At 67.1% G+C, this 24752-nt stretch carries 29 protein-coding genes, 1 tRNA gene and 1 riboswitch; of the genes, 7 read left to right on the top strand and 23 right to left on the bottom strand.

What is annotated here, in order from left to right; genetic code table 11:
• Nucleotides 1–36 precede the first annotated feature (36 nt).
• Genes ABT115_RS27480 through ABT115_RS27490 form a run of 3 tightly spaced genes read right to left on the bottom strand, consistent with a single transcriptional unit; the run spans nt 37 to nt 2796 of the window.
• Nucleotides 37–1089 carry an ABC transporter ATP-binding protein gene (locus ABT115_RS27480; RefSeq protein ID WP_351795159.1) on the bottom strand — a complete coding sequence of 351 codons (1053 nt, stop codon included), beginning with the start codon at nt 1087–1089 and terminating at the stop codon, nt 37–39.
• 32 nt (nt 1090–1121) lie between these two features.
• Nucleotides 1122–2003 (bottom strand): ABC transporter permease, encoded by an 882-nt coding sequence (locus tag ABT115_RS27485; RefSeq protein ID WP_351795162.1) that lies wholly within the window; start codon nt 2001–2003, stop codon nt 1122–1124.
• A complete protein-coding gene (locus ABT115_RS27490; protein ID WP_351795227.1) occupies nt 1996–2796 on the bottom strand; it encodes an ABC transporter permease in 801 nt (266 codons plus the stop codon). Before ABT115_RS27490 ends, ABT115_RS27485 begins: the two co-directional genes overlap by 8 nt.
• A gap of 170 nt (nt 2797–2966) precedes the next feature.
• Between ABT115_RS27490 and ABT115_RS27495 the strand changes: the two genes are divergently transcribed.
• On the top strand, nt 2967–5258 hold the full coding sequence (locus tag ABT115_RS27495; protein ID WP_351795164.1) for a transglycosylase domain-containing protein: 2292 nt from the start codon (nt 2967–2969) through the stop codon (nt 5256–5258).
• Here the strand turns inward: ABT115_RS27495 and ABT115_RS27500 are convergent.
• The 3 genes from ABT115_RS27500 to ABT115_RS27510 form a co-directional block, all read right to left on the bottom strand.
• The gene (locus ABT115_RS27500; RefSeq protein ID WP_351795167.1) at nt 5252–5572 is read right to left on the bottom strand and encodes a DMT family transporter; all 321 of its coding nucleotides are present in this window, start codon (nt 5570–5572) and stop codon (nt 5252–5254) included. The genes ABT115_RS27495 and ABT115_RS27500 overlap by 7 nt on opposite strands.
• A gap of 40 nt (nt 5573–5612) precedes the next feature.
• A riboswitch (guanidine-III (ykkC-III) riboswitch) is annotated at nt 5613–5677 on the bottom strand.
• Between the two features lie 56 nt (nt 5678–5733).
• Nucleotides 5734–6072: a GroES family chaperonin gene (locus ABT115_RS27505; protein WP_327274989.1), complete on the bottom strand. Its 339-nt coding sequence runs from the start codon at nt 6070–6072 to the stop codon at nt 5734–5736.
• Between the two features lie 61 nt (nt 6073–6133).
• Complete coding sequence (locus ABT115_RS27510; RefSeq protein ID WP_351795170.1) at nt 6134–6454, bottom strand: DUF3618 domain-containing protein; 321 nt, start codon at nt 6452–6454, stop codon at nt 6134–6136.
• Between the two features lie 128 nt (nt 6455–6582).
• Here ABT115_RS27510 and bcp point away from each other — a divergent pair, with 128 nt between their 5' ends.
• Both bcp and ABT115_RS27520 read left to right on the top strand, forming a co-directional pair.
• Entirely contained in the window at nt 6583–7050 is a 468-nt protein-coding gene (gene bcp, locus ABT115_RS27515; protein WP_351795173.1) for a thioredoxin-dependent thiol peroxidase, read from the top strand.
• 83 nt (nt 7051–7133) lie between these two features.
• Nucleotides 7134–7216 (top strand) — tRNA-Leu (locus ABT115_RS27520).
• Nucleotides 7217–7258: 42 nt separating this feature from the next.
• On the opposite strand, the gene rdgB is transcribed toward ABT115_RS27520, so the two are convergent.
• From rdgB to clpS, 12 genes are all read right to left on the bottom strand, one after another.
• Nucleotides 7259–7861 (bottom strand): RdgB/HAM1 family non-canonical purine NTP pyrophosphatase, encoded by a 603-nt coding sequence (gene rdgB, locus ABT115_RS27525; RefSeq protein ID WP_351795176.1) that lies wholly within the window; start codon nt 7859–7861, stop codon nt 7259–7261.
• A gap of 21 nt (nt 7862–7882) precedes the next feature.
• Entirely contained in the window at nt 7883–8272 is a 390-nt protein-coding gene (locus ABT115_RS27530; RefSeq protein WP_351795178.1) for a DUF8711 family protein, read from the bottom strand.
• Nucleotides 8273–8440: 168 nt separating this feature from the next.
• The gene (gene rph / locus ABT115_RS27535; RefSeq protein ID WP_351795181.1) at nt 8441–9178 is read right to left on the bottom strand and encodes a ribonuclease PH; all 738 of its coding nucleotides are present in this window, start codon (nt 9176–9178) and stop codon (nt 8441–8443) included.
• Nucleotides 9179–9275: 97 nt separating this feature from the next.
• Nucleotides 9276–9530: a PTS sugar transporter subunit IIB gene (locus tag ABT115_RS27540; protein ID WP_351795184.1), complete on the bottom strand. Its 255-nt coding sequence runs from the start codon at nt 9528–9530 to the stop codon at nt 9276–9278.
• Between the two features lie 293 nt (nt 9531–9823).
• Nucleotides 9824–10576, bottom strand: a complete 753-nt coding sequence (locus ABT115_RS27545) for an MBL fold metallo-hydrolase (protein ID WP_351795187.1) — start codon at nt 10574–10576, stop codon at nt 9824–9826.
• 429 nt (nt 10577–11005) lie between these two features.
• On the bottom strand, nt 11006–11956 hold the full coding sequence (locus tag ABT115_RS27550; RefSeq protein WP_351795190.1) for a PLP-dependent cysteine synthase family protein: 951 nt from the start codon (nt 11954–11956) through the stop codon (nt 11006–11008).
• Nucleotides 11956–12267, bottom strand: a complete 312-nt coding sequence (locus ABT115_RS27555; RefSeq protein ID WP_351795193.1) for a MoaD family protein — start codon at nt 12265–12267, stop codon at nt 11956–11958. Before ABT115_RS27555 ends, ABT115_RS27550 begins: the two co-directional genes overlap by 1 nt.
• Before the next feature lie 134 nt (nt 12268–12401).
• A complete protein-coding gene (locus tag ABT115_RS27560) occupies nt 12402–12506 on the bottom strand; it encodes a putative leader peptide (protein WP_351795195.1) in 105 nt (34 codons plus the stop codon).
• 175 nt (nt 12507–12681) lie between these two features.
• Nucleotides 12682–13110 (bottom strand): M67 family metallopeptidase, encoded by a 429-nt coding sequence (locus ABT115_RS27565; RefSeq protein ID WP_351795197.1) that lies wholly within the window; start codon nt 13108–13110, stop codon nt 12682–12684.
• Nucleotides 13111–13179: 69 nt separating this feature from the next.
• Nucleotides 13180–14619, bottom strand: coding sequence for an amino acid permease (locus tag ABT115_RS27570; protein WP_351795200.1), 1440 nt, complete (start codon nt 14617–14619; stop codon nt 13180–13182).
• A gap of 350 nt (nt 14620–14969) precedes the next feature.
• Nucleotides 14970–15554, bottom strand: a complete 585-nt coding sequence (locus ABT115_RS27575; RefSeq protein ID WP_351795202.1) for a DUF2017 domain-containing protein — start codon at nt 15552–15554, stop codon at nt 14970–14972.
• A 45-nt stretch (nt 15555–15599) separates the two neighbouring features.
• Nucleotides 15600–15914 (bottom strand): ATP-dependent Clp protease adapter ClpS, encoded by a 315-nt coding sequence (gene clpS, locus ABT115_RS27580; RefSeq protein WP_093900291.1) that lies wholly within the window; start codon nt 15912–15914, stop codon nt 15600–15602.
• A gap of 78 nt (nt 15915–15992) precedes the next feature.
• On the opposite strand from clpS, the gene ABT115_RS27585 reads away from it, so the two are divergent.
• Nucleotides 15993–17321 (top strand): nicotinate phosphoribosyltransferase, encoded by a 1329-nt coding sequence (locus ABT115_RS27585; RefSeq protein WP_351795206.1) that lies wholly within the window; start codon nt 15993–15995, stop codon nt 17319–17321.
• 123 nt (nt 17322–17444) lie between these two features.
• Complete coding sequence (locus tag ABT115_RS27590) at nt 17445–18029, top strand: isochorismatase family protein (protein WP_351795209.1); 585 nt, start codon at nt 17445–17447, stop codon at nt 18027–18029.
• Between the two features lie 103 nt (nt 18030–18132).
• Here the strand turns inward: ABT115_RS27590 and ABT115_RS27595 are convergent, their stop codons facing one another.
• Nucleotides 18133–18468 (bottom strand): hypothetical protein, encoded by a 336-nt coding sequence (locus tag ABT115_RS27595; protein ID WP_351795212.1) that lies wholly within the window; start codon nt 18466–18468, stop codon nt 18133–18135.
• A 153-nt stretch (nt 18469–18621) separates the two neighbouring features.
• Nucleotides 18622–20973, bottom strand: coding sequence for an immune inhibitor A domain-containing protein (locus ABT115_RS27600; RefSeq protein WP_502969172.1), 2352 nt, complete (start codon nt 20971–20973; stop codon nt 18622–18624).
• 419 nt (nt 20974–21392) lie between these two features.
• Here ABT115_RS27600 and ABT115_RS27605 point away from each other — a divergent pair, with 419 nt between their 5' ends.
• The gene (locus tag ABT115_RS27605; RefSeq protein ID WP_351795218.1) at nt 21393–21758 is read left to right on the top strand and encodes a hypothetical protein; all 366 of its coding nucleotides are present in this window, start codon (nt 21393–21395) and stop codon (nt 21756–21758) included.
• Nucleotides 21759–21847: 89 nt separating this feature from the next.
• Here ABT115_RS27605 and ABT115_RS30955 read toward each other — a convergent pair whose 3' ends face one another.
• Nucleotides 21848–22219 (bottom strand): transposase domain-containing protein, encoded by a 372-nt coding sequence (locus ABT115_RS30955; protein ID WP_502969171.1) that lies wholly within the window; start codon nt 22217–22219, stop codon nt 21848–21850.
• Between the two features lie 202 nt (nt 22220–22421).
• Nucleotides 22422–22574: a hypothetical protein gene (locus ABT115_RS27615; protein ID WP_351795220.1), complete on the bottom strand. Its 153-nt coding sequence runs from the start codon at nt 22572–22574 to the stop codon at nt 22422–22424.
• Between the two features lie 553 nt (nt 22575–23127).
• Here ABT115_RS27615 and ABT115_RS27620 point away from each other — a divergent pair.
• Complete coding sequence (locus ABT115_RS27620) at nt 23128–23625, top strand: hypothetical protein (RefSeq protein ID WP_351795221.1); 498 nt, start codon at nt 23128–23130, stop codon at nt 23623–23625.
• Between the two features lie 63 nt (nt 23626–23688).
• Here ABT115_RS27620 and ABT115_RS27625 read toward each other — a convergent pair whose 3' ends face one another.
• Nucleotides 23689–24327, bottom strand: a complete 639-nt coding sequence (locus tag ABT115_RS27625; protein ID WP_351795224.1) for a NucA/NucB deoxyribonuclease domain-containing protein — start codon at nt 24325–24327, stop codon at nt 23689–23691.
• Nucleotides 24328–24752: the final 425 nt, after the last annotated feature.

The following is a 24752-nucleotide window of genomic DNA, read 5'->3' on the forward strand; positions in this document are numbered from 1 at the left end:
GGGACGGGGGACGGGCCATACGCTCCCGTCACCGGTCTACATGCCGCCGCCCGACGCGTACATCTTCGCGATGACGGCCTCGATGTCGGGCTCCCGTACCGAAAGGTCGACCAGCGGGTAGTCCGCGGCGATCCGGGCGACCAGCGGTGCGGCCGACTCCGAGGCCGGGAACGCCAGCCACTGGCGCGGCCCCTCCACCTTCACGGTACGGATCGAAGGCGCCGACTCAATCCGGATCGGCGGGAGTTGGCGCTCCAGGTCGACCACCAGCATCCGCTCGCTCTCGCCCACCTCATGCAGTCCGGCAAGCGCCCCGTCGTACATCAGACGGCCGTGGTCGATCACCATCACGCGCTTGCAGAGCTGCTCGATGTCTGTCAGATCGTGCGTGGTGAGCAGTACGGTCGTGCCGCGTTCGGCGTTCAAGTCGCGTAGGAATCCACGGACTTTGGCCTTGGATACGACGTCCAGGCCGATCGTCGGCTCGTCCAGGTACAGCACCTCGGGATCGTGCAGCAGAGCCGCCGCTATGTCGCCGCGCATCCGCTGACCCAGCGAGAGCTGTCGTACGGGTACGTCCAACAGCTCACCCATATCGAGGAGTTCGACGCAGCGTTCCAGATTCTCGCGGTAGCGGGCGTCAGGAATCCGGTACATCCGGTGCATCAGCCGGTACGAGTCGCGCAGCGGCAGGTCCCACCAGAGCGTGGTGCGCTGGCCGAACACCACACCAATCCGGTGCGCCAGCCTCGTACGTTCCCTGGAAGGGTCGATGCCCGCCACCCGCAGCCGGCCGCCGCTCGGGGTGAGGATGCCGGTCAGCATCTTGATCGTGGTCGACTTCCCGGCACCATTCGGGCCGATGTAGCCGACCATCTCGCCGCGCGCGACGCGGAAGCTGATGGAGTCGACGGCTCGCACCTGGCGGCGTTCACTGCGCATGAAGCCGGTCTTCCGGCGCACGTCGAAGACCTTTTCGACGTTGTCGAGTTCGATGAAGCCGGTGCCGGGGCTGATGTGGGTGCCGGTTCCGGTGCCGGTTCCGGTTCCGGTGTCGGTGTCGGTGTCGGTGTCGGTTTCTGCGTTCATGTCCGATGCCCTCGCCCTGCTCGAAGTTTTCGTCAACTGCCTGTGCTGCGGTACGCGCGCAGGCCCGAGCGCCAGGCCAGGCCCGCAAGCAGCCAGCTCAGGCCCGCCACCACCGGAGGCAGGAACGCCACCCAGTCCGGCAGGCCCAGCGGATAGTCCCGGCCCAGCACATACAGCGCGGGCAGCCAGTTCACGAAGGCCAGCGGCACCACGAACGTGACCCCGCGCACCAGGTCCTTCGCGAAGATCGACGGCGGGTACTGGAGCAGCGTGTTCCCTCCGTACGTGAAGGAGTTCTGCACCTCGGAGGCGTCCTGCGCGATGAACTGGAACGCCGCCCCGGCCACGAACACCGCCGCGAAGATCGCTGCCCCGCTCAGTAGCATCAGCGGAATCATCGCCACCTTCAGCGGTGTCCATCCGATGTCCAGCGTCACCAGCGCGTACCCGAGGACCAGCACCCCCTGGGTGACCCGCCCCATCCTGCGCAGCGCGAACCGGTCCGCCGCGACCTGGGCGAGCACCGGCACCGGCCGTACCAGCAGTGTGTCCAGCGTGCCGTCGCGCACCCGCCGCCCCAGCCGTTCCATCGAGCCCATCACCAAGGCCGCGAGACCGAACGCGGTGCCCGAGGCCCCGTACAGCAGCGCGATCTCCGGCAGCGTGTATCCGCCCAGCGCATCCACGTGCTGGAACATCAGCAGGATCGCGACGAAGTCGAGGGCGGTCGCCGCGAAGTCCCCGAACGCCGTCATCGCGAACGAGGCGCGGTACGCCATCGTCGAGCGCAGCCACATCGCCGCGATCAGCCCGTACGCCCGGACCCCCTCGACGAGCCTCGGCCGTTCGACGAACGCCACCTCGGGTGCGTCCGCCGCCTCGGCCGCCTTCACCGCACCGGCCGTCTCAGCCACCCTGGACCACCACCCTTCTCGTCGCCACCGACTGCACCAACCGCCCCACCAGCAGCAGCGTCAGCGCCCAGCCGCACTGGAAGGCGTACGCCTCCACCAGCCGCCACCCCGTGCTTTTGCCGAGCAGCACATCGGCCGGCACCTGAAGCAGCGACGACCACGGCAGCACCCGCGCCACATCGCCCAGCACCCCGGGGAACACCGTCAGCGGCAGCAGCATCCCGGAGAAGAACATCCCGGCCAGGGCCGTCATCCGCGACACCCCCGCCCCGTCCAGCAGCCAGAACGCGGAGAGCGCCACCAGATAGCGGATCGCGAAACTGACCACGACTCCAAGCGCCACCGAGACGAGGAAGGCCAGCCAGAGCCCCGGCGAGGCGGGCAGCGCCAGATCGAAGACGAGCGAACCCAGCAGCATCGGCATGATGCCGCGGCCCAGCAGATGGAACGCGGCCCGCCCCACGTCTCCTGCCATCCACCAGAGTTGGAAGTCCACCGGGCGGTAGAGGTCGATCGCGACATCGCCGGTACGGATCCGCTCGATCAGCTCGTCCTCGAAACCGCCGCCCATCATGGCGCAGGTCATCAGCAGTGCCTGCCCCAGCCACACATAGGTGAGCGCCTCGGGCATGTCGTAACCGCCGAGCTGCGGACGCTCGTCCCACAGCGCCGCATAGGTGTACGCCATGATGAAACCGAAGACGGTGTTGGTGAACACTCCCGCCGCCGTCGCGGTCCGGTAAGTGGCGTAGCGCCGGAACCCTCCCGCCGCCACCACCGCGTATAACCGCACCGCGACCACCCCCATCGCCCGGGCACCCAACGGCGTTGGGCACCAAAGCGCAAGACCTTAGTCCAGTGGAGACGGCCGCCGCGACTGCTTTTCAGGGGTCGATCCGCTGCTTATTCCATGGAAAAGGGCAGTATGGGGGAACTGACCGCGGCCGAGGAGTCTGCACGGAAATGAGCGACGAGCCACAGCAGCCGAACGGGGAACACGAACCCTGGGGCTGGGACCCCAGGGACCCGTCCGCCCGCGGCGGCAACGGCGGCAACAGTACGGAGCAGGGCGGCGAAGCCGGCAAGGTGAAGAAGCCCGAGCGCACCAAGCGCACCGGCTGGCGCCGCGCCGTCCCCACCTGGCGAATGGTCCTGGGCACCGTCCTCGTCGTCGCCCTGCTCCTGATCGGTGGCTTCATCGCCGGATACCAACTCGTCGGCATCCCGCCCGCCAACGCCAACGCCACCGCGCAGTCCAACGTCTATCTCTACAAGGACGGCAGCGTCATCGCCCGCTCCGGCGAGGTCAACCGGGAGAGCGTCAAGCTCGCCCAAGTCCCGCTCACCGTCCAGCACGCGGTCCTGGCAGCCGAGGACCGCGACTTCTACTCCGAACGGGCCGTCGACCTCCAGGCCCTGGCCCGCGCCGCCTGGAACACCCTCACCGGGCAGGGCAAACAGGGCGGCTCGACCATCACCCAGCAGTACGTCAAGAACTACTACCTCGGCCAGGAACAGACCATCGTCCGCAAGGTCAAGGAGTTCTTCATCGCGGTCAAACTCAACCGCGAGCAGTCCAAGAAACAGATCCTCGAGGGCTACCTCAACACCAGCTACTTCGGCCGCAACGCCTACGGCATCCAGGCCGCCGCACAGGCCTACTACGGCAAGGAAATCGGCGACATCACCACCGCCGAGGGCGCCTACCTCGCCTCCCTGCTCAAGGCACCCAGCGCGTACGACGTCATCGTCCACCCCGAGAACAAGGACGCGGCGCTCGCCCGCTGGAACTACGTACTCGACGGCATGGTCAAAGAGAAGTGGCTCGACGCCGGCGAACGCGCCGCCATGAAATTCCCAGTACCCGGCAAGGTCAAGCCGTCCACCGGGCTCTCCGGACAGCGCGGCTACATCGTCCAGGCCGTCGAGGACTACCTCGCCAGCAACAAGATCATCGACGAGAACACCCTGGCCACCGGCGGATACCGGATCACCACCACACTGGAGAAGACGAAACAGAACGCGCTCGTCAAAGCCGTCGACGACAACGTCATGTCCCAGACGAGCACAGAGCGCGAGGCCGACCGAAACGTCCGCGTCGGCGGCGCCTCCATCGACACCGGCACCGGCCGTGTCGTCGCCATGTACGGCGGCGTCGACTATGTCAAGCAGTACGTGAACAACGCGACTCGCCGCGACTACCAAGTCGGCTCCACCTTCAAACCGTTCGTCTTCGCCTCCGCCGTCGCCAACGGCTCCACCGCCCAGGACGGTCAGCGCATCACCCCCAACACCGAGTACGACGGCACCAACAGACGCATGGTCCAGGGCCTGAACGGACCCACCGGATACGCCCCCGCCAACGAGGACGACATCAGCTACGGGCCCATCACCGTCCGCATCGCCACCGACAAGTCCGTCAACGCCGTCTACGCCCAGATGGCCGAGGACGTCGGCCCCGACAAGGTCAAGCAGACCGCCATCGGCCTCGGCCTTCCCAAGAACACCCCCGACCTCACCCCGTACCCGTCCATCGCGCTCGGCGTCGCCACCGCCAGCGTCCTCGACATGACTGAGGCGTACGCCACCCTCGCCAACCACGGCAGGCACAGCGCGTACACCCTCGTCGACAAGGTCAGCAAGGGCGGCGCGGACCTGGAACTCCCTGACCGGAACACCGAGCAGGCCGTCAGCCGCGAAGCCGCCGACACCACCACCGCGATTCTCCAGAGCGTCGTCGAGAGCGGCTCAGGCACCGCCGCCCAGGGCGCGGGCCGCCCCGCCGCGGGCAAGACCGGCACCGCCGAGGACGACAAGGCGGCCTGGTTCGCCGGCTACACCCCCGAGCTCACCACCGTCATCGCCGTCATGGGCCAGGACCCCGAAACCGGCGTACAGAAACCGCTCTACGGGGCACTCGGACTGGCCCGCATCAACGGCAGCGGCGCGTCGGCCCAGACCTGGGCTCAGTACACCGAGGCCGCGCTGCGCGGCACCACGGTCACGAACTTCGACCTCACCCTCGAAAGCGGCGCCGAAGAAACCGCCCCGCCGACCGAGGAGAGCTTCAGCCCCGGGATCAGCGAACCCGCCACCGGCGGCACGGAAACCGGCGGCGAAATGGAAATCGGCGGCGTGGAGAACGACTGGGACAACAGCGACTGGGACAACAGCGGCCCCCGCGGCGGTGACAACGGCGGGGGCGGCCACGAATTCCTCCCGGGCGCCCCAGGCCCCCCGGCGCCGGGTCAGTGACCGGAGGTCACCTTCAGCCCCACCACGGCCACCAGCAGCAGAGAGATGAAGAATATCCGGGCGGCGGTCACCGGCTCATCCAGCACCACCATGCCGAGTATCGCCGCCCCGGCCGCACCGATACCGACCCACACGCCGTACGCCGTACCGATCGGCAGCGTCTTCGCCGCCTGGGACAGCAACAGCATGCTCCCCACGATCCCGAGACCCGTGAACACGCTCGGCCACAGCCGGGTGAACCCCTCCGTGTACTTCAATCCGATCGACCAGGCCACTTCAAGCAGACCGGCGACAACCAGCAGAACCCACGCCACGACGGCACCTCCGACAAAACAGAACATGTGAACAACAGGGGGTGCGTCGTCTTTGCGAAACCCGGTACGGCGCGTCTCGTCGGGGTGGCTCCACCGTAGCAAAGAACAAGTAAAAGGCCTGGTGACAATGGTCACCAGGCCATGCTCGCAACTGCTGCTGCCTACAGATACAGCCCGGTCGAATCCACCGACCCCTCGAACCGGTCCGCCGCCACCGCATGCAGATCACGCTCGCGCATCAGCACATACGCCACGCCGCGCACCTCGACCTCCGCACGGTCCTCGGGGTCGTACAGCACGCGGTCGCCCGGCTCCACCGTCCGCACGTTCTGGCCCACCGCAACCACCACGGCCCAGGCCAGCCGTCGGCCGACCGCAGCCGTCGCCGGAATCAGAATGCCGCCGCCCGAGCGCCGCTCGCCCTCCGGCGCATCGGAACGGACCAGCACACGGTCATGCAGCATGCGGATGGGCAGCTTGTCGTCGGTGTTCTCGCTCACGCCCCGCAACCTACCTGTCCACCACGGTTCCGCACGCCTCTGGGGTACACGGGCCGCGACATCACTTCTTCCGACGCCGCTTCGACGCCGCGAGCAAACCCACGACACCCACCGCGAGCATCGCCGCCGGAATCACCCGCTCCAGACGCGGAGCGCCGTCCTCGGACACAAACTGCGCCTTCACGTCCGACACCGTCCGGTTCACCGCGACAAATGCCCGCCCGGCCGTCCGGTCCACGGCCTCGGCGGCCTTGGCCTTCGCATCACCCATGATCGTCTTCGGGTGCACGCGCACCCCGATCTCATCGAGCACCACTGCAAGCTGCTCACGCCTGCTGATGATGTCCGCCTCGATCTGCGCAGGGGTCCTGGCATCCGACACTGCGCCGCCTCCGTGGTCCTCGTCCGGTATACCTTCATCGACAGTCTGTCAGCTCGACTGTCCACTCACCCGGCGGCACCCCTATTACGCTCGGACCCGTAGACCCCCCGTGCCACCTGAGGAGAACCATGAGCGAGCGACTCCAGCCCGGCGACACTGCCCCCGCCTTCACCCTCCCCGACGCCGACGGCAACGAGATCTCACTCGCCGACCACAAGGGCCGCAAGGTCATCGTCTACTTCTACCCGGCCGCCCTCACGCCCGGCTGCACCAAGCAGGCCTGCGACTTCACCGACAATCTGGACGTGCTCGCCGGCGCCGGATACGACGTCATCGGCGTCTCCCCCGACAAGCCCGAGAAGCTCGCCAAGTTCCGTGAGAAGGAGGACCTCAAGGTCACCCTGGTCGGCGACCCCTCCAAAGAGACCCTTGCGGCATACGGTGCCTTCGGTGAGAAGAAGCTCTACGGCAAGACCGTGACGGGCGTCATCCGCTCCACGATCGTCGTGGACGAAGAGGGCAAGGTCGAACGGGCCCTCTACAACGTCAGGGCCACCGGTCACGTAGCCAAGATCATCAAGGACCTCGGGATCTGACCGAGCCCGTCGAGGGGCTGCCTCGGACGGCTGACAAACCCGCTCTCCTACTCGGCACCTTCCCGGCTACGATGATGCGGCAGGCGGCCGTGTCGGAAAGGTAGACGATCGGCGCTTAGAACGCCGTGGGAGAAATCCCGTGTGGGTTCGAATCCCACCGGCCGCACCTGGCAATGGGCCGCCCCTCAGGGCGGCCCATTCTCATGGCTTACCCCAGTAGCTCCCGCACCACCGGCACCAGCGCCCGGAACGCCTTCCCCCGGTGGCTGATCGCGTTCTTCTCCGCCGGGGTCAGTTCCGCGCAGGTGCGGGTGTCGCCGTCCGGCTGGAGGATCGGGTCGTAGCCGAAGCCGTTCGTGCCGGACGGGGTATGGCGCAGGGTGCCCACCAGGCGCCCCTCGACCACGCGTTCCGTGCCGTCGGGGAGGGCCAGGGCTGCCGCGCAGGCGAAGTGGGCCCGGCGGTGGGAGTTGTCGATGTCGGAGAGCTGGGCCAGGAGCAGGTCCAGATTGGCCCGGTCGTCGCCGTGGGTGCCGGCCCAGCGGGCGGAGAAGATGCCGGGGGCGCCGCCGAGTACGTCCACGCAGAGGCCGGAGTCGTCGGCAATGGCGGGGTGGCCGGTGGCCTTCGCGAGGGCGTGGGCCTTGAGGAGCGCGTTCTCGGCGAAGGTGACGCCGGTTTCCTTGACGTCGGGAATGTGGGGGTACGCGTCCGCGCCGACGAGCTCGTGGTCGAGGCCTGCGTCGGCGAGGATCGCGTGGAGTTCGGTGATCTTCCCGGCGTTGCGGGTGGCGAGGATGAGGCGGGTCATGTCATCCAGTATCGGGGGCGGTCAGGGTGTGCAGACCTTGCCGATCTCCTTGGCGGCGTCGGTGACCGGGGTGATGTCGGGGGTGGCGTCGCCCTTGTCGATGGAGTCGCGGACGTTGCCGACGCCGGACTGCAGGTCGTCGACGGCTTTGCCGAGGTCGGCGTTGTCGGTCTGGTCGCCGAGGTTGCCGAGTTCCTTCTCGATGTCGTCGAGGGCTTCGGATGCCTGGGTGGCGTCGTTCGAGGCGTTGGAGACGGCCTGTTGGAGGTTGTCGACGCTGGTGGCGATGGCATCGGCGGTGCGGACGCAGTCGAGCGCCTTGTCGACAGCGCCGCAGCCGGCTGTCGCGGTGAGAGTGAGGGCGGTCAGGGTCAGCGCGATGGTGATGCGGCGGCGGGTGGCCTTGGCCATGGTGCGGTTCCTCCCCGGATGCGGATACGCGGACGGGCGCACGGTTCGGCCCGTGCGCCCGTGTTCGTAACGACGCGTCGTGGTGCGTATTCGGTTGCTCCTTCACCCGCGCCACCGCGTGGGGTCTGGAATTACGGCCTGGTGCACGACGGAGAGTTGATCAGGCCGCTATTCGCCGAGGGTGCGGGCGAGGGCATCGTTCTGGAAGACGGTGAGGTCCGCGCAGCCGGCGGTGGCGAGGTCGAGGAGGGCGCCCAGTTCCTTGCGGTCGAAGGGGGTGGCTTCGGCGGTGCCCTGGACCTCGACGAAGCGGCCGTCGCCGGTGCAGACGACGTTCATGTCGGTCTCGGCACGGACGTCTTCCTCGTAGCAGAGGTCGAGGAGGGGGGTGCCGTCGACGATGCCGACGCTGATCGCGGAGACGGTGTCGGTCAGCGGCTTGCGGCCGTGCTTGACGAGCTTCTTGCGCTGGGCCCAGGTGACGGCGTCGGCGAGGGCGACATAGGCGCCGGTGATGGCGGCGGTGCGGGTGCCGCCGTCGGCCTGGAGGACATCGCAGTCCAGGACGATGGTGTTCTCGCCGAGGGCCTTGCAGTCGACGACGGCGCGCAGGGAGCGGCCGATGAGGCGGCTGATCTCGTGAGTGCGGCCGCCGATCTTGCCGCGTACGGATTCGCGGTCGCCGCGGGTGTTGGTGGAGCGGGGCAGCATGGAGTATTCGGCGGTGACCCAGCCTTCGCCGCTGCCCTTGCGCCAGCGGGGGACGCCTTCGGTGACGGAGGCGGTGCAGAAAACCTTGGTGTCGCCGAAGGAGATGAGTACGGAGCCTTCGGCGTGCTTGCTCCATCCGCGTTCGATGGTGACGGGGCGGAGCTCTTCGGGGGTGCGGCCGTCGATACGAGACATGGCATCGACTTTATCGGGTGCGGGGTGGCGCCCATTCGGGTGCGGTGCAGGCCCCGGTCCGGGTGGGCAGGGCCTGCGTGGTGCTGAGCGCTTCGGCTCAGAGGCTGGTTCGTCGGCTGGTCATCATGTCTTCGATGTCGGCGGCGACGGGGGCGGCGTCGGTGCCGATGACGACCTGGATCGCGGTTCCCATCTTGACGACACCGTGGGCTCCGGCTGCCTTGAGCGCGACTTCGTCGACCCTGCTGGGGTCGTGGACCTCGGTGCGGAGGCGCGTGATGCAGCCTTCGATCTCATCGATGTTCTCGATACCGCCGAGCCCGGCGACGATCTTCTCAGCCTTGCTGGCCATGGCCTCTCCCTGGTTGCTCACATGCGTGCGACGGCCCACCGTGGGTCCGTTTCGTCACCGTAAGCACGTTTGGCCCAGCTCGCTTCGCGAGCGAGTGACTAGTGCCGGTCGCAGCACTGGGGCGTGTTTCGAAAGTCCCGCCTGCCCCGCGACGCCTGGCACGCACGCTCGCCGCGTTGTTGGGATCGTCCTCGTACGCCCAGTACGAGGACGACCCTCCGCCTTGCGATCGCACGCACCAGACGCCGCGGGGCCCGCCCTTCGGGCGGACGACGGGACTTTCGAAACACGCCCTAGATCTCGTAGACCGCGCCCGGTGCCGCCACCTCCACCGGCCCGCTGTAGAGCAGGCGGGCATCGGCCAGGTTGCGGTCGGCGTCGGTCCACGGCGGGATGTGGGTGAGCACGAGCCGCCCTACCCCGGCGCGGGCGGCGATGTCGCCGGCCTCTCGGCCATTGAGGTGGAGGTCCGGAATGTCCTCCTTGCCATGGACGAACGATGCTTCGCAGAGGAACAGATCGGCACCCTCGGCCAGTTCGTCCAGGGCCTCGCAGACACCCGTGTCGCCGGAGTACGTGAGCGAGCGGCCGCCGTGCGTGATCCGGATGGCGAAGGAGTCGACGGGGTGGCTGACCTTCTCCGTACGGACCGAGAACGGGCCGATCTCGAACGAGCCCGGCTTCAGCGTGTGGAAGTCGAAGACCTCACTCATCGCCCGTTCGGAGGGGGTGTCGGCGTGGGCGGTGGTCAGCCGCTGCTCGGTGCCGTCGGGACCGTAGACCGGAATGGGGGCGGGCCGGCCGCCGTCGTGCCGGTAGTAGCGGACGACGAAGTACGCGCACATGTCGATGCAGTGATCGGCATGCAGGTGGCTGAGGAAGATGGCGTCGAGGTCATAGAGACCGACATGGCGCTGCAGCTCACCGAGGGCGCCGTTGCCCATGTCGAGAAGCAGCCTGAAGCCGTCGGCCTCTACGAGGTAGCTCGAACACGCTGATCCCACGGACGGGAACGAGCCCGAGCAGCCGACGACGGTGAGCTTCATGGAGCGTGAACCTCCGAGACGTGGGAACGGGGAGGGTTCGTGCGGTCTGTTGAGCGGTTCGTCGAGCGTAAAGCGCGAATCAGCCGGTCGCTCCCCCACGGCCGTCCGTTGTGGGGGAACTCACCTGCTCTGTCACCGGTTCGATGGAAGGGATGGGGAACACCGGTACGGTCGGGATATGGACATGTCCTGGTGGTGGATCGCGTTCGCCCTTGTCGTGCTGCTCGCGCTCGTAGCGGCGTTTGTCGATGGGCAGGGGCGTGGCGGGCGACGGCCGGGGAGTCGTTCCGGCAGGTCAGCGGGTACGCGCTCCGGTGGGCGTCCGGGCGGGCGGCCCCCGCGTCTCAAACGCCGACGAGGCTGAAAGGTTTCAGATCGCCGGACGGTCTGGTCTTCCCGTCCGGCGATCGAGTGCGGGGCAATACACCCCTATGCCCAGAGCTGGCCTTGCAGCGCTTCGATGGCTGCTTCTGTTGTCGAGGCCGTGTAGACACCCGTCGACAGGTACTTCCAGCCGCCGTCCGCGACAACGAAGACGATGTCGGCCGACTCCCCCGCCTTGACGGCCTTGTTTCCCACTCCGATCGCGGCGTGGAGCGCGGCGCCGGTGGAGACGCCCGCGAAGATGCCTTCCTGCTGGAGGAGTTCGCGCGTGCGGGTGACGGCGTCCGCCGAGCCGACGGAGAAGCGGGCGGTGAGGACCGAGGCGTCGTAGAGCTCGGGGACGAAGCCCTCGTCGAGGTTGCGGAGCCCGTAGACCAGGTCGTCGTAGCGCGGCTCGGCGGCGACGATCTCGATGCCGGGCTTGTGCTCGCGCAGGTAGCGGCCGACGCCCATGAGCGTGCCGGTGGTGCCGAGGCCTGCCACGAAGTGGGTGATGGCCGGGAGGTCGGTAAGGATCTCCGGGCCGGTGGTGGCGTAGTGCGCGCCCGCGTTGTCCGGGTTGCCGTACTGGTAGAGCATGACCCAGTCGGGGTGCTCGGCGGCCAGCTCCTTGGCCACGCGTACGGCTGTGTTGGAGCCGCCCGCCGCCGGGGAGGAGATGATCTCGGCGCCCCACATGGCGAGCAGGTCGCGCCGTTCCTGGGAGGTGTTCTCCGGCATGACGCACACGATGCGGTAGCCCTTGAGCTTGGCCGCCATGGCGAGCGAGATGCCGGTGTTGCCGCTGGTGGGTTCCAGGATGGTGCAGCCGGGGGTCAGCCGACCTTCCTTCTCGGCCTGTTCGACCATGTGGAGCGCCGGCCGGTCCTTGATCGAGCCGGTGGGGTTGCGGTCCTCCAGCTTGGCCCAGATGCGGACGTCGTGCGACGGTGACAGCCGCGGCAGGCGGACGAGCGGGGTGTGGCCCACTGCGGCGAGCGGGCTGTCGTAACGCATCAGTTCATGCCCGCCCGTCGCCCGACGGCCGCCGCGGTGGCTCCTCCGGCGACGGCCGGGAGGATGGTGATGTTGTCGCCGTCGCTGAGCTTGGTGGAGATGCCGTCGAGGAAGCGGACGTCCTCGTCGTTGAGGTAGACGTTCACGAAGCGGCGGAGTTCGTCGCCGTCGACGATGCGCTCACGGATGCCGTTGTAACGGCTGTCCAGGTCCGTGAAGAGGTCGGCGAGGGTGTCCCCATTGCCCTCGACGGCCTTGGCGCCGTCGGTGTAGGTGCGGAGGATGGTCGGGATGCGGACCTCAATGGCCATGGCGTGGGCTCCTGTCGAAAACGGAGAAGTGGCGTGGGCGCGCGGCTCTGCCCCGCGCAGGGGTTGGTGCGTGACGAATGGGTACTCGGGCCGCGAGCCCGGCACGGGCCTTGCGGCCGGCGGTCAGGCGGCTCTTACGGCCTCATACAGATCGCGCTGGAGAGCCTGCACAGGTCGACGTGCAGCCGCGCGACGAGCAGCATGCCCGGCGTCTTGTCGCTCACGTCATGGGGAACCATGCGGTCATCGTATCGATTCCCCGTCCGTAATCCGGAATGTGATCTCACCTATTGGAAGGCCGACGTTCGACAGGTGGACGGGACCGTGGCGGGCCCGGTCCCGTCCGGCCGGTGGAGTGCCGGGGTCGGGCGGTGCGAGCGGGTCAGAGCCTGTCGGGTGACCTCCGACAGGCTCTCAGGCTTCGTACGCCTCGACGACCTCCACGTCCTCCTCGGTGATCTCGCCGTCCACGATCCGGTAGGAGCGGAACTGGAAGGGGCCCGCGTCGTCAGTGTCCGCGGTGGAGACGAGGACGTAGTGGGCGCCGGGTTCGTTGGCGTACGTGACGTCGGTGCGGGACGGGTATGCCTCGGTCGCGGTGTGCGAGTGGTAGACGATCACCGGCTCCTCGTCGCGGTCGTCCATCTCTCGGTAGAGCTTGAGGAGGTCGCCCGAGCCGAACTCGTAGAAGGTGGGCGAGCGGGCGGCGTTGAGCATGGGGATGAAGCGTTCGGCGCGGCCGGTTCCGGCCGGTCCCGCGACCACGCCGCACGCCTCGTCGGGGTGGTCGGCGCGGGAGTGCGCGACGATCTGGTCGTAGAGCGCCTGGGTGATGGTCAGCATGGCTGCCAGGATAGGCGGGCCGGTGCGGCGGCCGTTCGCGGATGGCTCGGGGTTCGTACGGGGGTGGTCTCAGTTCTTCGCGAAGGCCTTGTTCTCGGGGTCACGAGCCTTGAGCACCAGGTACGAGACGCCGAGGATGACCGCCCAGAGCGGGGCGCAGTACAGCGAGATCCTGGTGTCCTTGTCGATGCCCATCATCACGATGACCACGCCGATGAAGGCCAGTGCGAAGACGCTGGTGAACGGGGCACCGGGGGCCCGGAAGGCGGACTGCGGGAGGACGCCGCGGTCGGCGAGGCCTCGGTAGCGGATCTGGCAGATGAGGATCATGATCCAGGCCCACATGCCGGAGATGGTGGCGAAGGAGACGACGTAGGTGAAGGCGTCACCGGGCCACTGGTAATTGATCCAGACGCCGACGAGCATCAGGGCGGCGGAGAAGGTGGTGCCGATGAGCGGGGTGCCGCTCCTGGTGAGCCGGGTGAAGAACTGCGCGCCCTGGCCGTTGAGCGCGAGGTCGCGCAGCATGCGGCCGGTGGAGTACATGCCGGAGTTGCAGGAGGAGAGGGCCGCGGTCAGGACGACGAAGTTGACGATGCCGGCGCCGATGCCGAGGCCCATCTTCTGGAAGGCGGCGACGAACGGCGAGACGCCGGGCTGGAACTCGGTCCACGGAACCACGGAAAGAATCATGATGAGCGCGCCGATGTAGAAGACGGCGATGCGCCACGGCACGGTGTTGATGGCCTTGGGCAGAACGGTCTTCGGATCCTTGGACTCGCCCGCGGTGACGCCGACGAGTTCGACGGCGAGGAAGGCGAACATCACGATCTGCAGGGTCATCAAGGTGCCCTTGATGCCGTGCGGGAAGAAGCCGCCGTCGGCCCAGAGGTGGGTGACGGACGCGGTGTCCCCGGCGTCGGAGAAGCCGAGGGTGAGAATTCCGGCGCAGATGAGAATCATGCCGACGATGGCGGTCACCTTGACCATCGAGAACCAGAATTCGAGTTCCCCGAAGAGCTTTACGGAGATCAAGTTCACGCCGTACAGGATGATCGTGAAGATCAGTGCCGACACCCATTGAGGAATCTCGAACCAGAACGTCATGTACTGGGCGGCCGCGGTGACTTCGGTGATTCCGGTGACGACCCAGAACAGCCAGTAGGTCCAGCCGGTGACAAAGCCGGCGAAGGGACCGATGAATTCGCGGGCGTACTCCGAGAAGGAACCCGACACCGGGCGGTACATGAGGAGTTCCCCCAGGGCCCGCATGATGAAGAAGATCACCAGGCCCGCGATGGCATAGGCGAGGACGAGGCTGGGGCCGGCCTTGGCGATCGCCTTTCCCGCGCCGAGGAAGAGGCCGGTGCCGATGGCCCCGCCGATGGCGATCATCTGGATCTGACGGGCGCCGAGGGCCCGCTGGTACCCCTCGCCCGCCGTGCCCGCATCCGCGGCCACTGCGACCTTGTGGCCGTCTTGTCCCTCGTCGACCTGCGCCGATGTCATGTGCTGCGCCTCTCTCCACGCCGATCCGCGCCGTTGAGGCGGCGGATCAGGTCCTGATCCGCCCGGACATGGATGGAGTGCCACCGGTGGTCGCCGGCCTGTAGCGCCCTCGGGAACAGGGGTGGCGTCCCCGAGTGGTCGTGAAGATTTATCACGGGCACACGGGCGAATCATCGGACATTATGTGGCACACACCACATGAAGAAGCGGACAAAGGTTTCCAGCCGCCGCAAAAAGAGACCGTTCGAGTGACGGGATCGCTATTCGGATTTGACGTCCGTTGACCGAACGCGGTGCGCGAGTGGCCGGGAAGTCCGCGAGCGAGCAGCCGGGAAGTCCGTGCGCGGGAACTACGGCATCAGGGTTTCCACGAGGGTCTCCTGGAGCGCACCGAGCCAGAGATAGGCCATGACCATCGGCTTGCGCGGGTCGCTGTCGGGAAGCCGGTAGAGCGAGCCGGCTTCGCCTTCGTCGTCGTCGGAGACCTCAAGGCGGGTGCCGATGGTCAGCCGGAGGTCATTGAGCGCACCGAGCCAGTTGCGGCATTCGTCGCCGGTGAGCTCCAGCACGGCGTCACCGCCCTCGGTGATGGAGAGGGCGTCCAGGGTGCGGACGACAGTGAGGGCGTCATTGCGCTTACGGGTGCGCAGATCATTCTCGGTGAAGCGGCGGAACTCGGCGGAAGCGGCGCGCAGTTCGCTGTCCTCGTCGCCGTACGCCTCAGGGAAGAGGCGGGCCAGGGCGGGGTCGGTGGGCGGCTGGCTGGGCCCCTCGGCGAAGAGGGCGGCGAGCGGATCCTCGCCCTCGGCGGGTTCGTCGCCGGGGCCGATCAGTTCCAGCAACTGGACGGCGAGGGAGCGCAGGATCGCGATCTCCACCTCGTCGAGCGCGACGGCCGCGCCGCCGTCGGGAGTGGCCTCGAAGTGGCCGGCCATGGGTTTTCTCCGATAGTGGTTCGGGCGGGGCAGAGGGGAGTCGGTCTAGTTGCGGTCCTGAGTGAGGGTGGCCCACAGCCCGTAACCGTGCATGGCCTGGACGTCGCGTTCCATCTCCTCGCGGCTGCCGCTGGAGACGACGGCGCGGCCCTTGTGGTGGACGTCCAGCATCAGCTTGTGGGCCTTGTCCTTGGAGTAGCCGAAGTAGGCCTGGAAGACATAGGTCACATAGCTCATGAGATTGACCGGGTCGTTGTGGACCAGCGTCACCCAGGGGACGTCGGGCTCGGGGACGACAAGACTCTCCTCGGCCGATTCGGGACGCTCGATCTCAGTGGGGGCGACGCTCACCCACCCCATGCTGCCACCCGAGAGGGGTCATCGCACAAACGACCCTACATCTCGTCACTCTGACGAGATAGAGGTAGCATCCGGGACATGAACTCTGCGGACCTTGGGCGACGGGTTGGTGTGCCGTCGACCGCGCTCTTCACCGACCAGTACGAGCTCACGATGGTGCAGGCCGCCCTGAAGGCCGGCACGGCCGACCGGCGCTCGGTCTTCGAGACGTTCACCCGCCGGCTGCCGGAGGGGCGGCGCTACGGCGTCGTCGCGGGCATCGGACGGGTGCTGGACGCTGTGGAGAACTTCCACTTCGACGACGAGATGCTCACCTTCCTGCGCGAACAGAACGTCGTCGACGGGCCCACGCTCGCCTGGCTGGCCGACTACCGCTTCAGCGGTGACATCTGGGGCTACCGGGAGGGCGAGGTGTACTTCCCCGGCTCGCCGATCCTGCGGGTCGAGGGCTCCTTCGCCGAGTGCGTGCTGCTGGAGACGGTGATCCTGTCGATCCTCAACCACGACTCGGCGATCGCCGCGGCGGCGTCGCGGATGTCCGCCGCGGCGGGCGGGCGCGGGCTGATCGAGATGGGTGCACGACGCACCCATGAACTGTCGGCGGTGGCGTCGGCGCGCGCCGCGTACATCGGCGGCTTCGACTCCACATCCGACCTGGCGGCGGGCTTCCGCTACAACATCCCGACCGTCGGGACGAGCGCCCACGCCTTCACCCTGCTCCACGACACCGAGCGCGACGCGTTCCGGGCCCAGATCGACTCGCTGGGCCGGGACACGACGCTGCTGGTCGACACCTACGACGTCGCCGAGGCGGTCCGTACGGCCGTCGAGGTCGCCGGGAGGGAGCTGGGTGCGGTACGGATCGACTCCGGGGACCTGCTGCTGGTCGCACACCGGGTGCGGCAGCAGCTGGACGAGCTGGGCGCCACCGGGACGAAGATCGTGGTGACGTCGGATCTGGACGAGTACGCGATCGCGTCGCTGGCCGCGGCGCCGGTCGACGCGTACGGAGTGGGCACGCAGCTGGTGACCGGCAGCGGGCAGCCCACCTGCTCCATGGTCTACAAACTCGTCGCCCGCGCTGGGTCCGCCGACCCCGCGGAGCCGCTGCGCCCAGTCGCCAAGAAGTCACTCGGCGCGAAGACGTCGGCGGGCGGTCGCAAGTGGGCCGCACGCCGGCTGGACGAGAACGGGGTGGCCGAGGCGGAGGTGATCGGCACCGGTCCCGTACCAGCGGAACTGGCCGACCGGCAGCTGCTCGTCGAGCTGCTCAGGGGCGGTGAAGCGATCGCCCGTGAGCCGCTGGACGCCGCCCGTGAGAGGCATATAGCGGCGCGGGCGGGGTTGCCGATGTCGGCGATCCAGCTGTCCCGCGGAGAGCCGGTGATTCCCACGGAGTACATGTGAGGGGGGCAGGGCTCCCCAAGCCGCTCCGCAGTCTCTAGGCTCGAAATAAAGCCAGCCCGCCCCCTCATTTGCCGGTCGCCCCAGGCCCCCGTAACCGACCGCCCCCACCGAAGGACACCCGCCATGCACCGCGCCTTGATCGTCGTGGACGTTCAGAACGACTTCTGCGAGGGCGGCAGCCTCGCCGTGACGGGGGGCGCCGACGTCGCCGCCGCCATCACCGACCTGATCGGCGAGGCCCAGGCCGGATACCGTCATGTGGTGGCCACCCGTGACAACCACATCGACCCGGCCAACCACTTCTCCGCGCAGCCGGACTACGAGCACACCTGGCCCGCGCACTGTGTCGCCGGTACTGAGGGGGTGGGCTTCCACCCCAATTTCGCCCCTGCGGTCGCCTCGGGGGCGATCGACGCGGTGTTCGACAAGGGTGCCTACGCCGCCGCGTACAGCGGCTTCGAGGGCCTCGAAGAGAACGGTGTGGGGCTGGCCGACTGGCTGCGGGACCGCAGGGTCACCGAGGTCGACGTGGTCGGCATCGCGACCGACCACTGCGTGCGGGCGACAGCGCTGGACGCGGTCCGGGCCGGCTTCACGACACATGTGCTGCTCGACCTGACCGCGGGGGTCGCCGAGGAGACCACGGAGCGAGCACTCGAGGAGCTCCGCAGGGCGGGCGTCAAGCTTTCCGGAAAGCCTGTGGTCTAGCCGGGCGAGAGCTGCCGCGGTTCCTCGCGGCTCTGCGGCTCTTCGCTGCTGCTCGCGCCCGCTTACGCCCGCTCACGCCCTCGACAGCCTCTCAGGCTCAGTCTCAGGCCGGGCTGCGGGCCGGTACGGCCGGGCGGAGCAGCGCTCGGATCGGGTGCCAGAGCTCCTGGGCCTGCTCCGGTCTCGCTCGCCAGAGCACCCCGTCCGGGTGGTGCAGCACGGCGGTGATCTCGTCCGGGGTGGGCGGCTCGGCATTGCCTCGGAGGTAGACGGCGCGCAGGCCCAGATTGCGCAGCCGGGTCAGCGCGCGGGTCCGGCTGGCGGCATGCACCAGAACCCGGACCGGAGTGCCCGGGCCCGTCCCGTCCGTCGGCGCGGTCAGGCTGATCGCCACCACCACCCTGCCAGTCGGCAACTTGCAGAACCCGCCGCCCGCCATGCTCCGCGCTCCCCCGTGAGACGTTGTGTCGATAAGGCCGACCGGCAAATGGGGGGCGGCCTGAGGATCTGGTCAAGACGCACCTAAACACGATCGGCCGCCGCCCGCTAGAGGGCGACGGCCGATCAGGGTCTGACCTGCGGTGATGCGGATCTACTTGTGCGAGGCCCCGACCTTGACGGTGATCGTCGAGCCGTCGCGCGGCTCGCTGACGATCGTGATCCGGGTGTTCGTGTCAGCGACCTGAACACTTCCGGTCTTGTTTTCCTTGTACCAGTAGGTGCCCTTGTGGTCGTCGAAGACCGGGATACCGAGCTGCGGCTCGATCTTCACCGGCACATCGGCGTTGTGCAGCGTGAAGCCATCGGTCGCGTACCAGCTGAAGGGCGCGTCGAAGGGCTGGATCTTGTTGCGGATGACCGTGCCGTCCGCCCACTTCAGCGGCTTGGCGTGCGCGTCGATCGGCAGAATCAGGCCCTTGCCCGGGTGGGTGGAGACGTTGTTGTTCTTCTGCGAGGTGTCCCACTGCCAGATGAGCAGACCGTTCTGGTACGGGTAGTGCTCGACCCAGTCCGGACGGGTCTTGGAGAAGCCGAAGTTGTACGGGCCGACCTTGAGGGTCTGGTCGTAGCTGACGTACTGGCGGTTCTCCGCGATGTAGAACTGCGGGTAGTCCTTGGTGAACGACTCGCCGACGCGCGAGAAGCCCTTGGCGGTCCAGCCGTTGTCGTCGCCCTCGGCGTTGTCCGTGAAGAGCGCGGCACCGTCGGCGTTGACCGAGATGGTGTCAGCCGCGAAGCCGACGCCGCCCGCGCCGCCGTCGGTGGTGTAACGGAAGCGGATGTCGATCTTCTGGCCCGCGTAGGCGTCCAGCGGGTAGGAGAGCGTCTGGTACTTGCCGGAGACGTCGGTCAGCGCTGGCTTGTCGCTGGCGTCGCGCGGGATCGCCTTGCCGTCGGCGGTGCCGTCGAGCGCGGTCCAGCTGGTGCCGCCGTTCGTAGACACCTCGGCGTAGAGGTAGTCGTAGTCCTTCTCGATGTCCCACCAGCCCGAAAGGTCGAGGGACGCCTTGGACTTGCCGGTCAGGTCGACCGAACGGGACAGGGCGTTGTTGAGGTCGTCACCCATGTCGCTCCACCACTGCTTGGAGCCCTCCGCGGGCTTCGTGACAGCGGTGGTGACGGCCTTGTCGGGCAGCGTGACGAGGAGCGCCTGCTTGTCCTTGGTGTTGTACTCGGACACGCCCAGCTTGTGGGTGGAGTTCGTCGCGGCCTTGGCCTCGCCGTAGTTGAGCCAGCCCAGCTGGAGCTTGTCCCAGGCGGTCATGTCGCCGGGCAGGTCACCGATCTGGTTCTTGCCGGTGCCGAGCCAGGAACCGGCCGACATCAGGGACCAGAAACCGACCGAGTTCTCGGCGCGGTTGGTGGTGTCGTACAGGTCGGGCAGGCCCAGGTCGTGGCCGTACTCGTGGGCGAAGACACCCAGGCCGCCGTTCTCGGGCTGCGCGGTGTAGTCGCCGACCCAGATGCCGGTGTCACCGATCTCGGTGCCGCCGGCCTTGTTGCCGTCCGGGCCGGTCGCACCGGCGTTGGTGCCGTACGCGTACCAGCGGTGCGCCCAAATGGCGTTCTTGCCCTCGACGCCGCCGCCCGCGGACTCGTCCTCACCGGCGTGGACGATCTGGAAGTGGTCGATGTAGCCGTCGGGCTCGTTGAAGTTGCCGTCGTTGTCGTAGTCGTAACGGTCCCACTGGTCGTACTGCGCGAGGTCCGTCTTGATCTGCTCGGGGGTACGGCCCTTGGCCTTCTGGTCGGCGGCCCAGGCGTTCACGCCGTCCTTGACCATGTCCCAGGCGTTGGCGCAGTTGCTGGAACCGCAGTAGTTGGAACCGTAACGGGCCTCGTTGTACGGCACCTTGACCCAGTCGGAGACCTCGCCGTCGACCGAGTAGCGCCCGGAGGACGTCTTCTCGTAGTACGTCTTCAGCGAGTTCTTGCCGGCGCCCGTACCGAAGTAGAGGTCCTGGAAGTGCGCCTGGTTGTAGTCGGCCTGCCAGGCGGTGCTGTTGTCCTTCTTGGGGTCCGGCTTGGCTATCTTGTTGTGCGCCGGGCCGGGTGTGCCGCCGTACTTCGGGACGGCCGGCTCGGGGCCGTCGCCGTCCGGGTCGAACATGGTCGTGTTGTCGACCTGGTCGCCGAACTCCACCAGAACGGTGAAGATCTTGTCGGTCTTCTCGCGGCCGAGCTCGACGTACTTGTTGTCGTCGAGCTTGACGACCTTGGAGCCGCCCCGCGTCGACACCTTCTTGTCGCCCGCTATGACCTGCTCCAGAGCGGCCTGACGCTGCGCATCCTGCTGCTTGCTGTAGGGGCCCTCAAGGTCGTGCGCGCTGCCCTTGGCCGAACCCGGGTCGCGGCGCTCGACTACGGGCGACTTCGCCCCCGATGTGTGTTCATCCGCCTGGGCGGTGGCGAAAGCTGACGCCGTGGCGGCAGTGGCGGCCATGGCCACGACAACCGCTGCGGCGCGAAGCGCCTGTCTGTTAGTGCTCACTTGATGCAGTCCTCCCCGGCGCCCACGGCTGCGGCCTGGGGTGGTGTAGAAGGGCCGCGCGCGGATACGCGTCACAAGTGACGACATTCGACCGGAGTTACGCGGGAAAAGACAGACCTTGACTTGAGCAGGCCAAGTGCACTATGCAGGAGCACATTTCCGCTATCCGGACGTTCACCCTGCAGGCAACCGGCGTGCCACTGGCCGCATTTGGAGGGCGGAATGACTCCGTGCGCCCCCCGTGCACCGGTACCGCGGGTTAGGTGATGCTTACTGCCGGTTCCTCACGGGCATCCACCGTCGTAGAGTCGCTTGACAGTGCGACCGCGTTGAGCGACTGCCCATCCGATGCCCCGAGGACGGATACCGACATGCCGCGTATCACAGCCGCACAGCTCTCCTACGGTTCGGTCACCGTCGTCTTCTCGACCCTCGCCATGCTGCTGCTCTCCCGTACGGATTCGGGCCTCGGCATCGCCGTCATCGGGACCGCGGCGCTTGCGCTCGGCCTGCTGGTGGCCGTGACCGTACCCCACCCGTCCCGGGCGAAAGCAGCGAAGTCGACGAAGGCCAGGGCCGCAGTCCGCATGAACCAGGATGCGGTCTCCGCCGCCGTCGAGGCCGAGGGCCTCGCCCGCGACGGGGTCCAGGCCCCGGTCCCGGCTGCCCGCACGGCCGAGCAGCGTGCCGCGGCGCGGGTGGACGAACTCCTGGGCGAGCATTCCCTGCGGCACTGACGCATACGGCCTCGGTCTCCGTGCAGGCTCGGTTTTCGAGCTTGCACGGAGACCGAGGCCGTATGGCGTCAGAGGCCAACACCGTTGCGTTAGCGCCGTGAGCGGCTATTGAGGCCGCGGTCGAAGAACGCGACGGTGGTGTGGACGGTGTAGTTCTGGGCCTTCTGGGGGTGCTGTCCGACGTTCGGGCCGTACTTGCTGGTTGGGTTCTTGCGGGTGCAGGCCTTCACTCGTTGCCGTCGGTGGGCGGGTAGGAGGTCGTCCAGGGCGGCGTGACCGATCGTGCCGACCAGGTCGACCAGCTTGGACCACACCGTGCGGTACGAGCGGTGTTCGAACAGCGCGAGAGCGAGCACGAAGTACACCACCACCCGAGAAGGCAGTAGCCGCACGCGCCTCTCGCGCCGGCCGGCCTCCTCCAGCACCGCGTCCACCAGCGCGAAGTCCACGATCTGGGTCAACTCCCCCCAGATACCCCGGCGCGAACACACCCCGGGCTGTCTCGATCGTGGACGCGATGACAGACTTCTCCTGCAATGGGACCCCTGACCTTGATCGACTTTCTTCGCCGATCGTTGATCTATCAGGTGGTCCCGTTGCGCTGTTTCAGCAGGGCTTGACGTACAGCTCAGGGGCCAAACGCAACGGTGTTGATGCTGCTGCTCACCCCGGGGCGTCGGGGCCATGGTCGTAGGTGAAGTTCGCGCAGGCGGCGCGGGCGAAGTAGGCGTCGTTGTGCAGGCGTGCCCAGCGGCCGTCCTGGCGGTCGGCCGACGCCTGAAGGCGATCGGCGTCCCGCCTCAGCTCGCACGCCATGCGTCACTGATGGACATCGCCTCGGAGCTGCCTACCGTCGTCATCAGCCGCCTGCTTGGATTCCACCAGTCCACCGGAGACAACTGGACCCGCGAAAGCCAAAGGCTTCGGTGTCGACTACGCCGGAGAAATAGGCCGCCGTCTATAGCGAGCCTTTTCGACATGTCTGCGAGCGTCCCTAGGTGCCTGCGATTTCATCTGGACTTCTTTCGGCGGCCGTTGCCTTGTTGGCGGCGTTGACACAGCAGCACGCATGTCAAGATCCGCCGCCTTGGCGAGCAGGCCATGACCCCCTGAAGGGCTGGCCTCCCGCGGAAGCTCCGCTGCGGTACCAACCGCATCACTGCGATCGTCCTGGCCGTTCTCGTCCCTCACCGCCAGGCAGGGTGAGGCCAGAAAGGGCTCAGTGTCTATTTCCGTGCGAAATGCGAGAGATATTCGCGCCTATTGTGTTGAGATCTTGCAAGACGGTCGAGAGTGAGGGTGCTCTAATGTTTGAGTAGCGCTACTTTTGACTCGGTTGTCGATGTGAGAGAGGTGCTCCTTGAGTAGGTTGCTGGACACGTATGAAACCGTGGTTAGTCCAAGTTACCGCCTTTTGGGATTAGTTGATACAGCTGTCGACCCGTATGGGCTGAATCCGGACGATGTGCATTGGTTGCTCTCCGTCCCCGGTCTGGTCTATCTGCAGGTGCCATCTCAGGTTATTGAGACAGTCCTTCGATTGGAGAGCTGGTCCACCATCCCTCCCGAAAGGGACGCCAATTGGTTCGACCGGGAAGAAGTGGAGGTGGAATTTCCCGGAGGTGATCTCGCAATTCATACCATTGACGGTGGAGTGCGGCAGATTCCTTTGGCCCTTCCCTCGCCCGGTCTGTACAAGATGCGATGGCAGTGGATGTTCAACGGCGAGAGGGGTCCTTTCCTCTCTCCGATCGGAGGAGCGCGCGCGTTGCAAGTTCCGCCGGGGCAGGAGAAAGAATTGGTTGGCAAAGAGCAGTACTGCCTCGTGCAGATCTGGCGCGTAGCCGCCGGTGTCGAAGCCGGGTGAGTAGACTGCGGGGCCGGCATGAGCCGACCCCGCAGTTTGACTACTCCCGAACTGGTGTCTCGGTCAGTCGCCGATGACGAGTATGAAAGCGTCGTTGTTCAGAATTCGGTCGTTGTCGTACCAGCCGTTGAGGCGGCGCCCAGCTTCTTGGTTCTCAACCCGGTCGATGTAGCGAACGGAGAATTCGTCCGTGTACTGAGCCCCTTCATAGTCTTTGCGCGCTGCACCCTCATAGGTAGATGCCATGGGGAACTCGTCGCAGTCGAGGAGGTCATCCGGTCCGGGCTTGCCTGGCATGCCGGGACTGCCGCAGGCGGAATCCTTAGCCCTGCTATTGGCGTTGTAGCGGCTCAACTCGAGCGCCCCGGCCGCCTGCGCGAGGCGGTGCATCGGCCGCAATGCTTCTCCGCCCGGCAGGTTCTTGTCTGCCTTTGTCGGGTAGGTGCTGGCCGGGTTCTCGAGGGCGTCGCCGACATGGTCGGCGACTGCAGCCACTCCCAGGTACGGCTCTACAGGAGCGGAGGGATCGCTTGTGTCGCTTCTGTCGTAGCGGAGGGCGGGCGTGGCGTCGGGAAATACGGAACCCAGTTTTGCGCGCCCGTTGTAGGCAGCGCTGTCGAAACGAACTTCGCCTTCCTCGCCCTCCGTGGGGAGGACCTGGCTATAGCCGGGGAGTGTGAACTCGAGGACGGGGGTGAACAAGCCCGTAGCGATCTGATCACCATTGGCAACGTCGGGAACTCGCGGTGCCGTTGACCAGAGGTCGAACTTGGTGTCGCCGTCTACCTTCCACTGGCTGGGCGAATCGCTACGGCCGGTTGAGGTCCCGGGCTCGCAAGCCTCCTCATCCTTGGCTTCCGCCGGAGCACCGGAAGCCCAACTTCCCTCGCACTCCAAGCAGGGCGATGAGCGCCATCCTCATGCGCAACGTCACGGCGTCCTCCTAGGCGGGAGATCCCGGCGTCCGTCGACGGACAGCCCGGTTACCAAGAAGAGTACTTGTTGAATGCGTCGCCGACCCAGGTGGCGAAGCGGTAGTTGTCAAGTCAAATGAGACATTTACGTCGCTATGAGCTTTGTGGTTCGGGTTGCGCTCGTTTGGCGGGGTCGTTGATCCAGACCTGGCC

Source organism: Streptomyces sp. NPDC001832 (genome assembly GCF_040297265.1).
GTDB lineage: Bacteria > Actinomycetota > Actinomycetes > Streptomycetales > Streptomycetaceae > Streptomyces.